Origin of the sequence: Rhodococcus sp. C-2 (assembly GCF_027854095.1) — a bacterium.
GTDB lineage: Bacteria > Actinomycetota > Actinomycetes > Mycobacteriales > Mycobacteriaceae > Rhodococcus_F > Rhodococcus_F qingshengii.
In genome coordinates this window covers 36,882-50,278 of sequence record NZ_JAQGFI010000010.1, presented here as the reverse complement: position 1 = coordinate 50,278, position 13,397 = coordinate 36,882, and the positions used below count along the sequence as shown (strand labels likewise).

Annotated in this window: 15 protein-coding genes; 6 read left to right on the top strand and 9 right to left on the bottom strand. The window is 62.3% G+C overall.

What is annotated here, in order from left to right; all coding sequences use genetic code 11:
* Positions 1-57: 57 nt before the first annotated feature.
* The 4 genes from PCS43_RS21185 to PCS43_RS21170 all read right to left on the bottom strand — a co-directional run bounded on the left by PCS43_RS21185 (position 58) and on the right by PCS43_RS21170 (position 3,160).
* Entirely contained in the window at positions 58-354 is a 297-nt protein-coding gene (locus PCS43_RS21185; RefSeq protein ID WP_003941505.1) for a DUF2516 family protein, read from the bottom strand.
* A gap of 95 nt (positions 355-449) precedes the next feature.
* Positions 450-1,277 (bottom strand): heparin-binding hemagglutinin, encoded by an 828-nt coding sequence (locus PCS43_RS21180; RefSeq protein ID WP_209907986.1) that lies wholly within the window; start codon positions 1,275-1,277, stop codon positions 450-452.
* A complete protein-coding gene (locus PCS43_RS21175) occupies positions 1,270-1,776 on the bottom strand; it encodes a helix-turn-helix domain-containing protein (RefSeq protein ID WP_003941483.1) in 507 nt (168 codons plus the stop codon). Before PCS43_RS21175 ends, PCS43_RS21180 begins: the two co-directional genes overlap by 8 nt.
* A 103-nt stretch (positions 1,777-1,879) precedes the next feature.
* Positions 1,880-3,160, bottom strand: coding sequence for a DUF445 domain-containing protein (locus tag PCS43_RS21170; protein ID WP_020968906.1), 1,281 nt, complete (start codon positions 3,158-3,160; stop codon positions 1,880-1,882).
* A gap of 170 nt (positions 3,161-3,330) precedes the next feature.
* Between PCS43_RS21170 and PCS43_RS21165 the strand changes: the two genes are divergently transcribed.
* Complete coding sequence (locus PCS43_RS21165; RefSeq protein ID WP_003941527.1) at positions 3,331-4,065, top strand: TetR/AcrR family transcriptional regulator; 735 nt, start codon at positions 3,331-3,333, stop codon at positions 4,063-4,065.
* A gap of 57 nt (positions 4,066-4,122) precedes the next feature.
* Positions 4,123-4,977 carry a polyphosphate kinase 2 family protein gene (locus tag PCS43_RS21160; RefSeq protein WP_047268875.1) on the top strand — a complete coding sequence of 285 codons (855 nt, stop codon included), beginning with the start codon at positions 4,123-4,125 and terminating at the stop codon, positions 4,975-4,977.
* 16 nt (positions 4,978-4,993) lie between these two features.
* On the opposite strand, the gene PCS43_RS21155 is transcribed toward PCS43_RS21160, so the two are convergent.
* Complete coding sequence (locus PCS43_RS21155; protein WP_039973486.1) at positions 4,994-5,215, bottom strand: hypothetical protein; 222 nt, start codon at positions 5,213-5,215, stop codon at positions 4,994-4,996.
* Between the two features lie 114 nt (positions 5,216-5,329).
* On the opposite strand from PCS43_RS21155, the gene PCS43_RS21150 reads away from it, so the two are divergent.
* Positions 5,330-5,899: a DUF2231 domain-containing protein gene (locus PCS43_RS21150; protein ID WP_209907984.1), complete on the top strand. Its 570-nt coding sequence runs from the start codon at positions 5,330-5,332 to the stop codon at positions 5,897-5,899.
* A gap of 22 nt (positions 5,900-5,921) precedes the next feature.
* Here PCS43_RS21150 and PCS43_RS21145 read toward each other — a convergent pair whose 3' ends face one another.
* Complete coding sequence (locus PCS43_RS21145) at positions 5,922-6,335, bottom strand: DUF6292 family protein (RefSeq protein WP_003941464.1); 414 nt, start codon at positions 6,333-6,335, stop codon at positions 5,922-5,924.
* 120 nt (positions 6,336-6,455) lie between these two features.
* On the opposite strand from PCS43_RS21145, the gene PCS43_RS21140 reads away from it, so the two are divergent.
* On the top strand, positions 6,456-7,724 hold the full coding sequence (locus PCS43_RS21140) for a glycosyltransferase (RefSeq protein ID WP_003941555.1): 1,269 nt from the start codon (positions 6,456-6,458) through the stop codon (positions 7,722-7,724).
* Positions 7,725-7,792: 68 nt separating this feature from the next.
* Here the strand turns inward: PCS43_RS21140 and PCS43_RS21135 are convergent, their stop codons facing one another.
* The gene (locus PCS43_RS21135; protein ID WP_007735372.1) at positions 7,793-8,236 is read right to left on the bottom strand and encodes an STAS domain-containing protein; all 444 of its coding nucleotides are present in this window, start codon (positions 8,234-8,236) and stop codon (positions 7,793-7,795) included.
* 391 nt (positions 8,237-8,627) lie between these two features.
* On the opposite strand from PCS43_RS21135, the gene PCS43_RS21130 reads away from it, so the two are divergent.
* Positions 8,628-9,059, top strand: a complete 432-nt coding sequence (locus PCS43_RS21130) for an ATP-binding protein (protein WP_003941553.1) — start codon at positions 8,628-8,630, stop codon at positions 9,057-9,059.
* A complete protein-coding gene (locus PCS43_RS21125) occupies positions 9,056-9,850 on the top strand; it encodes an RNA polymerase sigma factor SigF (RefSeq protein WP_003941515.1) in 795 nt (264 codons plus the stop codon). The genes PCS43_RS21130 and PCS43_RS21125 overlap by 4 nt, the downstream gene beginning before the upstream one ends.
* A gap of 37 nt (positions 9,851-9,887) precedes the next feature.
* On the opposite strand, the gene PCS43_RS21120 is transcribed toward PCS43_RS21125, so the two are convergent.
* Positions 9,888-10,928, bottom strand: a complete 1,041-nt coding sequence (locus PCS43_RS21120) for an NAD(P)-dependent alcohol dehydrogenase (RefSeq protein ID WP_003941488.1) — start codon at positions 10,926-10,928, stop codon at positions 9,888-9,890.
* Between the two features lie 72 nt (positions 10,929-11,000).
* Positions 11,001-13,307: a 5-methyltetrahydropteroyltriglutamate--homocysteine S-methyltransferase gene (metE, locus tag PCS43_RS21115; protein WP_209907982.1), complete on the bottom strand. Its 2,307-nt coding sequence runs from the start codon at positions 13,305-13,307 to the stop codon at positions 11,001-11,003.
* Positions 13,308-13,397: the final 90 nt, after the last annotated feature.

Genomic DNA, 13,397 nt, shown 5'->3' with positions numbered 1-13,397 from the left:
GGGGCAGCACACCATGAGCCGGGAACCACGGCTCGGAATGAGCGGGAGTACGGCAAACTACCAGCGAGAACCGCCGTGCTGAATGTCGTCCACCCGCGGGCGAACGTCGACGAGATACACGCACACTGCAACGACCGCGATGATGCCCAGGAGCCCGACAGGGGACGTCGCCAAGAGAATCAACGCCGCGACGATCAGAATTCCCAGCCAGATCGGCTTGGTCAATTTGTTGACCGCGGTGAAAGCGTCAGGACGCTGCCTGACGGCATGAACGATCGCGTAGACAGCACCCACCAATGCGAGCACTTTGAGTGCGAGAAAGATCAGACCGACTAGCCCATCGACTTGAGTCACAACTACATCCTAAGTTCTCATCCGGTTCCCGACGAACACGAAGGCTCCCACACTCGGCTGAGTGAGGGAGCCTTCGTCAGGTGGAGCTGGGCAAATCAGGCCTTCTTGGCCGGAGCAGCCTTCTTGGCCGGAGCCGGTGCGGTGGCCTTGGCGGGAGCAGCCTTGGCGGGTGCAGCCTTGACCGGAGCGGCCTTCTTCGCGGCGGTGGTCGCGCGCTCCTGGACGTCGGAAGCAGCAGCGGTCACGCGAGCGGCAGCTTCCTTGGAAGCCTCGTCAGCCTGGTCACCGAGGTCGAGGACCTTCAGTGCAGCCTCGTCGCCTGCGTCGGCGATCTTCTCACCGGCGTCAGAGATCTTCTCGCCGACCTCTTCTGCGGTGTCGGAGATGCGTCCGGCAGCGCGGCCGGCCAGCTTGGCAGCCTGCTCGCCTACGGCGCGCGTCTGACGAGCAACGGTTCCGAGTGCGTCTTCGGTCAGCTCGACGGCGTCGCCGAGTGCCGACTCTGCAGCAGCGATGCCTTCTTCGACTGCGGGCTGCTTGCGGATGCGCTCGACTGCGTCTTCGCCACGTTCTGCGAGGGAGTTGTACAGGTCTCCGGCAACCTTGAGGTATGCCTCGGCGACCTTGCGGAGTTCCTCGGGTGAGAACTTCTCGCGCAGCTCGGCGAGCTCTTCGGGCAGCTCGGACGGCAGGCCGGCGAGACGCTCGCGCAGCGCATCGACGCTCTCGGCAACGTCACCCTGGACGGAAGCGAGCTTCTCGCGAGCACCGTCGACACGGCCGTTGACATCGCCCTGGGTGTTCTCGGCGCGCTCACGAACCTGAGCAACTACATCGGCCACGGCCTGGACAACCAGGTCGCCTGCGCCGACGGCGGCGTAGAGCGAGGTCTTGACGCTGTCGATGGCGTTCTTGTCAGTCATCTTGTTCTCCTAGTGAAGTCTCGGTGTCTGGAATTGCGGCCGATTCCGCGAAATCGGGCGCTGCGGCTGGTCTTGACGACTCGTTCTCGCGACAGAACGAGTCGTAGATTTCGAGCAGTACTTGCTTCTGCCGTTCGTTGATGGCCGTCTCGGCCAACACCGCGTCCCTGATGGGACTGTGCGGGCGTTGCTCGAGATATCCCGCTTGGACGTACAGCACTTCTGATGAGACTCGAAGGCCCTTGGCGATTTGCGCCAGTACGTCCGCCGACGGTTTGCGCAATCCGCGTTCGATCTGGCTCAGATACGGATTGCTGACGCCGGCGAGTTGAGCGAGTTGGCGCATCGAAACTTGGGCGGCTTCCCGCTGTGCACGAATGAACCCCCCGATGTCGTGTGCCGCAGAGCTGACGACGCGAGCTGCCAAGTCGCTTGCTCCGGCTGCGGCACCGGATGATTCACGATCTCCGTCATCGGAGTTCGTCGACTTCGCTGGCATTGCGTCCTCCCTTTCCAGTGGACATTTCCCAGAATAGGAGAGGGTGCTAACTATTGCAAGCACTACTGCTAGCACTCGTGGTGGACGTCACATACCGGACAGCTCAGCCGAAGATGAGCGTCGAAATCGTGTAGATCAACAGCCCGGCGATCGAGCCGACAACGGTGCCGTTGATACGGATGAACTGAAGATCTCGACCGACCTGCAACTCGATCTTCTGGCTCGCCTCGTCGGCGTCCCACCTCTCGACGGTGTCACTGATGACTCCAGTGATCTCGTCGGTGTAGTTCTCCGCGATGTACTTGGTGCCCTGCACCAGCCAGCCGTCGACCTTCTCACGCATGGACTCGTCGTCACGCAGCCTGACTCCGAAGCCGGCCACGTTCTCGGCGACCTTGGTCCGCAGGGTGCTGTTCGGATCGTCGACGGACTCCATGATGAGCCGCTTGGCAACCTGCCATGTCGACGACGCCAGACCCGTCACTTCCTCGCGACCCATGATCTCGGCCTTGATCCCCTCGGCCTTCTTGATGGTCTCCGGGTCGTTCTGCAGATCATCGGCGAAGTCGATCAGGAAGCGGTTGGCGGCGAGGCGTACCTCGTGTTCGGGGTTGGAACGGACCTTCCAGGTGAACTCGACGAGTTCCTTGTATATCTTCTCCCCCAGCATGGCGTCGACGAACTTCGGCGACCACGCGGGCGAATCGCGAACGATCACACGATCGATCGTCTCCTGGCTGCCGAGAGCCCACTGATGTGCCCGCTCGGCAAGCAATTCGATGATCGGCAGTTGCTTGTTGTCCTTGAGAAGTTCACCGAGCACTCGGCCGATCGGCGGTCCCCACATGGGCTCGGCCAGACGCTTCACGATCGTGTTGTCGATGATCTGGGCGATGTCCTCGTCGCGAAGAACCTCGACCATGCCGCGCAAGACCGTCGACGTCTCGGCGGCGACGCGAGCGGCGTTGGCAGGTTCGGCCATCCACGTACCGAGGCGGAGCGGAATCTGCGCCTGCTGCACCTTGGCCGACACAACCTCGGGAGCCAGGAAGTTTTGACCGACGAATGAGCTCAGGCTGGCTCCGAGCTGGTCTTTCTTACGCTTGATGATGGCAGTGTGCGGGATGGGAAGGCCCATCGGATGACGGAAGAGCGCGGTGACGGCAAACCAGTCGGCAAGCGCGCCGACCATGCCTGCCTCGGACGCGGCCCGGACGTACCCGACCCACTCTCCGGCGCCGCGGGATTCCTGCCACCGGCAGAAGATGTAGACCACCGTCGCGAAGCCCAGAAGGCCAGTAGCGAAGACCTTCATCTTGCGAAGGTCCCGACGCTTGGCGGCGTCGTCGAAGGCGGAGAGGCTCAGTTGCTGCACCCTCGCCATTGTGCCGAAAGGTGTGACGCGGCGTAGCGCGAGCGACACGAAGTCCGATTCTGCAGGACCTAATCCCCCGAACTGCGGATGTGAGTGCCCGAGATAAAGGCGCGGACATTAAGCTGGACCGGAAAGTAGACCGATCGGACGTGGCTCGCACCACAGATATGAGATGACTCGTGGCCAAGAATGCCGTGCAGGACAACGAGCAGGTAGACGGCCCAGTCGTTGCTGATGCGAAGCCCGAGAAATCCGACGGTCGGAAGCGTCGTTGGCGTGAGCACAAGATCGCTCGCCGCGAGGAACTCGTCGACGGCACCATCGCCGCCATCCGCGCGCGCGGCCGTGAGATCGGCATGGACGAGATCGCGTCCGAGATCGGTGTCTCCAAGACCGTGCTCTACCGATACTTCGCCGACAAGAGCGACCTCACGACCGCCACGATGATGCGGTACGTCGAGACCATCCTGTCGCCGCGTATCTACGAAGCGATCAGTGGCGATCTCGACGATTTCGAACTCACTCAGGCGAGCATCACCGCATACGTCGAGACGGTGGCATCCGACCCCGACATCTACCTCTACGTCATGGCCAACGGCGCCGGCGCCAACCGCGACGTCGTTGCCGATTCCGAGCGCATGATCGCCGAATTGCTCTCCACGGTGTTGGGCAATCGTCTTCGCGAGATGGAGATGGATTCCGGCGGTTCGCTGCCGTGGGCGTTCGGGATCGTCGGCGGAATTCAGCTCGCGACGCACTGGTGGATCTCCAACAAGTCGATGTCCGCAGAATCGCTGATCGACTACCTCACGATGATGACGTGGGGCGGCATCACCGGCATAGCGGCGGTCAACGGATCACCGGCCAAGTTCAAGTCGGTTCCGCATCCCCTCGTCAAGCCTGCCGAGGACTGACTCGCCCGAGACCGAACTTTCGAGCCGCCGGGCGCGATCCTGTGGCACTCTTTCGGCATGGCACAAGACTCGCTGTGGGAAACACCGGCCGCCAAGACCCTGCGGGCGGAGCCCGGGTTCGAACTCGATCAACTCGATCGCAACAGCACTCCGGGATTCACCGGAAACAAAGCTGACGGCGAACGTCTGCTCGAGGAGCGCGGCGCGGTTCTGTCCGACCTGCAGGAGTTGCTGTACGCCAACGGCCGGTCAGGGGACAGTCGTTCAGTCCTGCTGGTCCTGCAAGGAATGGACACCGCAGGCAAGGGCGGCATGGTCCGACACGTGATCGGTCACGTGGATCCTTCGGGAGTTCAGCACGCGGCCTTCGGCGTCCCGACCGAAGAGGAAAAGCAACATCACTACCTTTGGCGGATCAAGAAGGAACTCCCCCGCGGCGGCTATCTCGGTGTGTTCGATCGCTCCCACTACGAGGACGTCCTGGTAGTGCGCGTCCACGATCTTGTCCCGGAGGATGTCTGGAGCAAGCGCTACGACGAGATCAACCAGTTCGAAAAGGAACTCGTCGACGCCGGAACCACCATCGTGAAAGTCGCGATGTTCGTCTCGCTCGACGAGCAGAAGAAGCGACTCGAAGAACGTCTCGACCGCCCGGACAAGTATTGGAAGTACAACCCCGGCGACGTGACCGAACGCGGTTTGTGGCCTGCATATCAACAGGCGTATCAGGCAATGCTCGACAAGACGTCGACCGAGCACGCGCCGTGGTACGTCGTGCCGTGTGATCGGAAGTGGTACAGCCGCATTGCGGTCACGGAGCTACTGATCGACGCTCTGGAAAAGCTCGATCTCGACTGGCCCCCTGCCGACTTCGACATCGAGGTGGAGAAGGCACGACTCGCACAGTCTTGATCAGAAGCAGGCCCGATCAGAACAGGTGTGGGGATTCGCGGTGCACTTTGTGATCGTGACGCACAGTACTGGCGTACAGGGCTACCGCGAGGCCGATGCACGCGACGCCGGCGAGGCCGGCGATCAATGCCCAACCACCCTGGCCTGAACCTGCCGCCACCAGAAAACTGCCGAGGCAGACCACTGTGGCCAGCACCAGGAAATACGACGCCCACGCTGCAAAGAGATTGAGCTTCATCGTTCGCTCCTCCGGTCGGATCTCTTTCGTTTCGACCGTACGCCGGAGCATGACGGTCGACAAGACACTGCCGCCTCGAGGTTTCCCGACGTCTACGCCGGGTAGCCGAATTACATGGACATCGGAACTCTTTATCGCGGAATCGAATCCGCTCACGGACTGGACGGTCCGTCCACTGGCCTCAGGCGCAGAATCCTCGAGATCACGGAGCGATCCGACCGATCGCGCACTGTCGCGGCACTTCTGCGCGGCGCCGCCGTCGGGCATCCCATCCATCCTGCCCTCGTGACCATTCCCGCGGGCGCGTGGACGGCTTCGTTGATCTTCGATGTTCTAGGCGATCCGCAGACTGCACGACGGCTGATCGGGCTCGGATTGGTTTCGACTCCGCCGGCTTTGCTGACGGGATGGCTGGACTGGTCCGAACGTGGCGACGTCGCACGCCGAGTGGGGCTGGTGCACGCGGCGTCGAATGCAGTGGGGATCTGGTCTTTTGCGGCGTCGTACAGGCTACGCGGAAAGGACTCACTCGCGCTGGCGCGAGTGCTGTCGGTGCTGGGGCTCACCGCGGTCGGTGTCGGTGGCGCGCTCGGTGGTCACATCGTTTTCAAGCTCATGGACGATCCGGCCGTCGAGGCTGCAGCGACTCCGGTTCTCGATCCCATCCTGGATGTAGTCAACTGAGCCGATCGGACCTCGATACTGTTCAGGCGTAAGCACTTCCGGAGTAGCTCCGCAGTTCTCGCGCGGTCTCGTCCGAATCCGCCAATGGTCTGTTCATGACCCAGTGTGGGCTGCGCGTGCCCAGTGTCGCGGCAAAATCGGCGACGGCGTCCGGGGTCGGCACTGCGTGTTCGCCCAGATATCCGAGAACGATGAGGTCCTCCCCTGATCTGGTCTCCACGGCCAGGGCCCAACCGCACGTCTCCTCCCACAGCAAAGCCACCTCGCGCCCGGGGAAACGCGGCACAGTTCGGTCCAATGCGATGTAAGCCTCCAGAGGGTGCTCGCGCCTGCAACACCACTGCTCGATGCCGGCCCCCACACCGACCGCCACCCGTTGTACGTACCGCTCGAACCCGAGTCCGACGGTTGCGTCGACCAGCATTTGTTCTGTCATCGAACCTCACTCCTCGCCATCGTGTTTGGAATGTGCCCAGCGCTGACCGCGTCGAAACCCGGTTCAGATCACGGACTCCGGGTATCCCCAGACGAACCGATCAAGTGGAGAGGGGACCCGATGAAGTACTCGCCCGCTATGGCTCCCGGACGAATGCTGAAGATCTCCATGGTGTCGGTGAACGCCGATCCACTCGCACCGGTGGGCTGCTCGGCAGCCGGTGCACAGAACCTGCACGTCGACGAACTGTCTGCCGCCTTGGTTCGTGCCGGACACGACGTCACCGTCTTCACCAGGCGTGCCCACGTCGGTGGGCCGGACCGCGTTCGCGCCCGCGCCGGGTACTCCGTCGACTATCTCGAGGCCGGCCCGACGCAGGCTCTCCCGGATGCCGATATCCTCCCTCACCTGGGAACCTTTGCCAGCATTCTGCGCGCTCAGTGGAGTACCGACCGACCCGATGTGGTGCACTCGCACTTCTGGATGTCCGGTGTGGCAACGGAACTCGCGACCCGATCGCTCGGCATCCCCGTACTTCAGACATTCCATTCCCTGGGATCTGCGGCGCACCGCCACCTCGGAGCAGCCGACGACAGCCCCTCGGAGCGGACTCACCTGGAACCGTTGATCGCCAGGGGCGCAACCCATGTCATCGCGACCAGTTCGGACGAAATCTTCGATCTGGTCCGGCAGGGATCACCACGATCACGGACCACGATGGTGCCCTCGGGCGTGGACACCGAAGCATTCACCCCGGAGGGACCCGCCGCGAAGAAAACCGCACCGCATCGATTGATCTGCGTCGGAAGACTGGTGGAGCAGAAGGGCTTCGATGTTGCCGTCGCCGCGCTGGCTTCGCTGCCGGATACGGAGTTGGTGGTGATCGGCGGGCCACCCGTCGCGCAACTGAGCACCGACGAAGTGGCGATCCGCTTGGTCAAGCTCGCCGAGCGCCTCGGCGTCGCAGATCGAGTCCAATTGTTGGGACGGGTTCCGCACCGCCAACTACCGAAACTGATGCGATCGGCCGACGCCCTCGTGTGCACCCCTCGATACGAACCGTTCGGAATCGCGGCACTGGAAGCAATGGCGTGCGGAGTTCCCGTAGTCGCGACTCCTGTTGGCGGACTGCGGGATACGGTGATCGACGGACTCACCGGGCGTCGGGTCCCGGTCAACAACCCGGTGGAAACCGCGCGCGCAGTCCGCCATCTTCTCGACGACGAGGACGAAGGCGCGGCGTTTGCACGGCAGAGCCGGGCCCGAGCGTGCGAATCGTATTCGTGGGATCACGTCGCCACCGAAGTGGTCCGCACCTACGGCCGCTGCGTCACAGCACCGCCGAGAGCCCGCCAACACAAGGGCACTCACCGAAGTGAAGTGCACTGACGCTGACGGGCTCTACGAAACTGAATTCACGAAGGTGATTTCACGAAGCTTGGACTGAAACTGCGTGATCAAGCGGGGAAACGTCGGGTCTCTTCGAGTCCGATTGCATGATCGAGCGACTCGTAGCAGGCAAACATCGACTCCTGACCAGCTGCTTTGAGCAACCTTTGCACCGGGCGGGCGCAGACGAGCGCGAGTGTGCCGCCCACGTCGCGTGATCGCGTCGACAGGACCGACAGCACGGACAAGCCGCACGTCCCCATGAATTCGAGTTCGGATAGATCGACGACCAGCGTCCGGTCCGCGGCCACGTGGTACGTCAAGAAGTCACGAAAAGCATTGGCGCTCATCAGATCGATCTCACCACGAACTTTGATCACAGCGGTGTGTGCACTGATGCGGTGCGCGTGAAACGATGCGGTCGCTGTCCCGGTCGCGGGAGGTCCGTAGTCTACCGATCCCTTCGCCGCGTTCGTAAAGCCTGAAATAGATGATCCTGGAACAACAGTCATGGTTCTCCCATCCCGCAACGGTTTACACTCTGCAAAAGAGAAGGGACCTCCGAAGGAGACGCACGATGAACGGGTCTCCAGAAATACGGATAAATCCCTCATCGGCTGTGTGCTCAACCTCGGTTTGAAACAGTACGCCAGCATGACGGACGTCACAAGTGCGTTGCGACCATTCGTTTCGGTGTTCCGAACAAAAATGTGGTTTGGTCTGCGGTTCCGCGAGGTAATCCGATGTTGCGATCGCCAACGGTCGTGAGCAGAATCGTGTCGTTTACCCCGGCACCACCATCGACCAAATTTCGTGTTCGGGGGTCACTGTGAAGGTCGGGATGGGTATCGTTCTCGGCACCAGACTTCACCGCGACCCCTGGTACGACGATCCGGAGAACTTATGGCACACCTCAGCGCACTCGAGCCCGATCAGGATCAGACTCAGCCAGTTGTGGAGTTGAGGATTCAAGCGACTCTCGATCAGCTGTCGATTTTGCGTGCACTGGCCGCCACCGTTGCCATTCAGGAAAACTTCGACCTCGACGCCATCGCCGACATCAAACTGGCCATGGACGAAATCTGTACGCATCTGATCGTTCGCGCTGCGCCTGATTCGGTTCTGGTGTGTCGGTTCGTCTTCACGCCGCCGCAATTGCACGTGTCCGTGTCCACGACGACCACGGAGTACGAGGACAGCAGTCAGCGTTCGTTCGGGTGGCACATCCTCACCGAACTCACCGATTCGATTTCGCTCGACCAGGAAGAGAACCTCGGCGGCGTCGGCTACATCACCACCATGAAGTTCACCAAGGCCCTCAGCGGGCGCCTGTGACCGCTTCCGCAGACGGCCCGTCACGCCCGCGTCGGCGGTCCACCGACGAATATCGGGACGTAATACCAGTTTTCGAGGAACTGCGGACCCTCGAGCCCCACAGCCCGGAGTACGAACGAGTGCGCACTGCACTCATCACCAGATGCCTACCGTTGGCCGAGCACATCGCCAGACGATTCGACGGTCGTGGCGAGGCACACGACGATCTGGTTCAGGTGGCGCGTCTCGGTCTGGTCAACGCCGTCGACCGTTTCGATTCCACGCGCGGATCCGATTTCGTCTCCTTCGCAGTTCCCACCGTGATGGGCGAGGTTCGACGACACTTCCGCGACACCGGTTGGGCATTGCGGGTTCCCCGCCGGATGAAGGAGTTGCACTTCCAACTCGGGCAGGCCATCAGCGAGCTGTCACAACAGCTCGGGCACGCGCCGACCGTCGACGAGTTGGCCGAGACGTTGGGGATCGAACGCGAAGAAGTTGCCCAGGCCTTGATCGCCGGCAACGCGTATCAGACGGTCTCGGTCGACGGTGCCGCGTCCAATCACACCGACGATCTCCCGCTCGTGGAAACACTCGGTGACTACGACGCAGCACTCGAGAACGTCGAGAATCACGAGGCGTTGCGTCCGCTTCTCGACAAGCTTCCCGAGCGAGAGCGGACGGTGTTGATGCTCAGATTCTTCGGAAACCTGACGCAGACACAGATCGCCGAGAAAGTCGGTGTGTCCCAGATGCACGTGTCGAGGTTGCTCGCGAAGACATTGAGTAATCTTCGCGAGCAACTCGACTGAGCTCCGCGAACAATTCGACTGAGCAGGACCGGGCGGGTCAGATCGTTGCGGTGTCGATCACGAATCGGTATCGGACGTCGCTCTTGATCACGCGCTCGTAAGCGTCGTTGATGTCGCTCGCCGGGATCAGTTCGATTTCTGCGCCGATGCCGTGCTCGGCGCAGAAGTCGAGCATCTCCTGTGTCTGCGGGATACCTCCGACCATGGAACCGGCGAGGCTACGACGGTTTGCGGCGAGCGAGAATGCTCGAACTTCGATCGGCTTCTCGGGCAGGCCGAGTTCGACGAGAGTGCCGTTGATGGCAAGCAAGGACATGTAGGCGTCGATGTCGAGGTTGACCGAGACCGTGTTGAGGATCAGGTCGAACTCGCCGCGAAGAGCCTTGAACGTCTCACGGTCGTTGGTCGCGTAGTAGTGATCGGCGCCGAGGCGAAGCCCGTCGTCTTTCTTGCCGAGCGTCTGGCTCAGGACGGTGACTTCCGCTCCGAGCGCCTTGGCGATCTTCACGCCGACGTGCCCGAGGCCGCCGAAACCGATGATGGCGACCTTCTTGCCGGGGCCGGCGTTCCAGTGCCGCAGCGGTGAGTACAAGGTGATGCCCGCGCACAGGAGCGGCGCTGCAACGTCGAGTTCGATGCCCTCCGGGATCGAGAGCACGAAGTGCTCGGTGACGACGATGTGCGTCGAGTAGCCACCCTGAGTGCGCTCGCCGTCGCGGCCGGTGGCGTTGTACGTACCCGTCACACCCTTGCGGCAGTACTGCTCTTCACCGGCGGTGCAGGCGTCGCACTCCCCGCACGAGTCGACGAAGCAGCCGACGCCCACTCGGTCGCCGACCTTGTGCTTGGTGACATCGGACCCCACGGCGGCGACGACGCCGGCGATTTCGTGTCCGGGGACGATCGGGTACTTCGCTCCGCCCCACTCGTTGCGAGCGGTGTGGATGTCGGAATGGCAGATGCCGGCAAATTTGATGTCGATGAGAATGTCCAGTGGACCGAGCTCGCGGCGTTCGACAGTGGTCTTCTCGAGGGGACCGTCAGCGGACGTCGCGGCATAAGCAGCAGCAGTAACCATGCACACATGCCTACCCGTGCATGGAGGGACCTGCAACTCGCAGGCCCCTCCATGACTTGTTCTTTACGTGACTTACCCGGCGTCGCGCTCGGCTTGCTCGGCCCGACGACGCAGGCGCCTCGCGGCCGCAACCATATTGCGCAGCGAAGGCTCGAGTTGCCACGGATGGCGGGTCTTGAGGCCGCCGTCCGGATTTGCCCACAAGCGATCGAGAGAGATCGATTCGCTTGCCTCGGTGAGCAATTCGTCGAGTTCGTCGATGTCGGGAATCCGAGCCGAGCGAGATTCGTAGACACCGGGGCCGACGCCGTGCGTGAGCGCGCCTTCCTTGAGTGCTTCGAGAACCCACGTGATGGAGCGGGTCGCGACGATAGCCGTCACATCGGCGTCCAACCGTTCAATGGCGTCGACCACCGACGACCGAGCGGAGTACGTCAAATGTGTGTGGATCTGTGTTTCCGGCTTCGCTCCACCTGTTGCCAGACGGAACGCGTCGACGGCCCACTCCAGGTAGGCCTCCCGGCCGTCCTCACGCAGTGGCAGCAGTTCACGAATTGCCGGTTCGTCCACCTGGATGATGGCGATTCCGGCAGCTTCGAGATCCGCGATTTCGTCTCGAATGACAAGTGCCAGTTGCTCTGCCGTTTCGTAGAGCGGCTGATCCTGGCGAACGAACGAACGGGCGATCATGGTGACCGGACCCGTCAGCATGCCCTTGACCGGCTTGTCGGTCAGCGACTGCGCGTACGCAATCCACTCGACCGTCATCGGCTTCGGACGTGCGATGTCGCCGTAGAGGATCGGCGGACGCGTGCAACGAGATCCGTAGGCCTGAACCCATCCGTTGTGCGTGAAGGCATAGCCCTCGAGCAGTTCGGCGAAGTACTGGACCATGTCGTTGCGCTCATGCTCGCCGTGCACGAAAACATCGAGACCGATGTCCTCTTGCAGACGGATTGTGCGCTCGATCTCTTCCCGGATGCGCTTGTAGTAGTCGTCCCACTCCAAACGCCCCTGGCCGAGTTCGTAACGAGCCTGGCGAATCGCGTCGGTCTGCGGGAACGAACCCAGTGTCTGGGCCGGCACCAAGGGCAGATTCAACCGTTCCTGCTGAGCTTTACGACGCTCCTCGTACGGTGCACGCACACGATCTTCGGGCTTGATCGCGTTCACCCGAGCACGGACAGCGTGCTTGAGCTTGAAGTGCACCTTCGTCGGACGCTTACGCCACTTGTCCGAAGGACCTTCGGTGAGCGCCTTCGCCAGTGAGACGACTTCGCCGACCTTCTGCTTCGCAAAAGCCAGACGGTCTGCGACGTCTCCCGGAATGTCGTACTCGGAGAGCACGTCGTACGGCACGTGCAGCAGCGACGACGACGTGGAGACGACGAGGTCAGGCACAACGTCTTTGAGTTCGTTCAGGTACGTCAAGGTGTTGAACCGGTCGACGCGCCAGACGTTGCGACCGTCGACGACGCCCGCGTAGATGCGCTTGCGCTTGATGTTCGGCACCGCGGCCAGTTCCTCGGCCGTGATCTTGCCGTGCACCAAGTCCAGACCGAAGGCTTCGATCTTGGTGGGCGCCAAGATGTTGAGGGCTTCGCCGAACTTGCCGTACGGACCCGTCACCAACAGGCGCGGGCGCAGCGGGGCCGTCGAAAGCTTCTCGTACGCACGTCCCAGAGCGGCTAGCTCCTCGGGGGTGCGATCCTCGGTGACCGAAGGCTCGTCCAACTGAACACAGGTCGCACCGGCCTTGGCGAGCTGCTCGAAGAGCTTCTCGTACTCGGGCAGGAGCGCGTCCAACAGGTCGAGCGGGGTGAAGTTCGGATCGGACTTCTCGGTGGCAGGTCCGACCTTCGAAAGCAGAAGCAGCGAGACGGGCCCCATGATGACGGGGCGCAATTCGATGCCGCGCGCCTTCGCACGTTCGAACTCGTCGAGAAGTGCATCCGAGTTGAGCGCGAACACAGTGTTCGCGTCGATCTCGGGCTGACGGTAGTAGTAGTTCGTACCGAAGAAGCGCACCAGCTCGAGAGGCGGGAAGTCCGGGCGGCCGCGGGCCATCGTGAAGTAGAAATCGAGCGGCTCGAGGGCGCCCTCGAGCGGCTTGAACCGCTCCGGCACTGCGCCGAAGAGCAGCGCATTGTCGAGCACGTGATCGTAGAAGGAGAAGGTGTTGCCGGGAACCTGGCTCAATCCCGTCGCAGCCAATTCGCTCCAGGTCGATTCCTGGAGTTCCTTGGCGACCGCGAGAAGTGCGTCCTTGTCCGAAGTGCCGTGCCAGTAGGACTCGAGGGCGCGCTTGAGCTCACGGCGCGGCCCGATGCGCGGATACCCCAGGACGCTGGAGCCGAATGCTGCAGTGCTGCTGGACATGCGGTCGACCTTTCTAACCGAGGGGCGCGAGCGCCCTGTGCGCCTTTGTGGTAGCCGGAACTACCAGAAAGGCGCACAGGGGCGTTGGGC

Bases quoted from the DNA above. Each gene is read 5' to 3' on its own strand.
- PCS43_RS21145 (WP_003941464.1), bottom strand. From the start codon at position 6,335: ATGACAGAACAAATGCTGGTCGACGCAACCGTCGGACTCGGGTTCGAG.
- PCS43_RS21155 (WP_039973486.1), bottom strand. From the start codon at position 5,215: ATGAAGCTCAATCTCTTTGCAGCGTGGGCGTCGTATTTCCTGGTGCTG.
- PCS43_RS21135 (WP_007735372.1), bottom strand. From the start codon at position 8,236: ATGACTGTTGTTCCAGGATCATCTATTTCAGGCTTTACGAACGCGGCG.
- metE (WP_209907982.1), bottom strand. From the start codon at position 13,307: ATGTCCAGCAGCACTGCAGCATTCGGCTCCAGCGTCCTGGGGTATCCG.
- PCS43_RS21160 (WP_047268875.1), top strand. From the start codon at position 4,123: ATGGCACAAGACTCGCTGTGGGAAACACCGGCCGCCAAGACCCTGCGG.
- PCS43_RS21140 (WP_003941555.1), top strand. From the start codon at position 6,456: ATGAAGTACTCGCCCGCTATGGCTCCCGGACGAATGCTGAAGATCTCC.
- PCS43_RS21175 (WP_003941483.1), bottom strand. From the start codon at position 1,776: ATGCCAGCGAAGTCGACGAACTCCGATGACGGAGATCGTGAATCATCC.
- PCS43_RS21180 (WP_209907986.1), bottom strand. From the start codon at position 1,277: ATGACTGACAAGAACGCCATCGACAGCGTCAAGACCTCGCTCTACGCC.
- PCS43_RS21170 (WP_020968906.1), bottom strand. From the start codon at position 3,160: ATGGCGAGGGTGCAGCAACTGAGCCTCTCCGCCTTCGACGACGCCGCC.
- PCS43_RS21120 (WP_003941488.1), bottom strand. From the start codon at position 10,928: ATGGTTACTGCTGCTGCTTATGCCGCGACGTCCGCTGACGGTCCCCTC.
- PCS43_RS21130 (WP_003941553.1), top strand. From the start codon at position 8,628: ATGGCACACCTCAGCGCACTCGAGCCCGATCAGGATCAGACTCAGCCA.
- PCS43_RS21150 (WP_209907984.1), top strand. From the start codon at position 5,330: ATGGACATCGGAACTCTTTATCGCGGAATCGAATCCGCTCACGGACTG.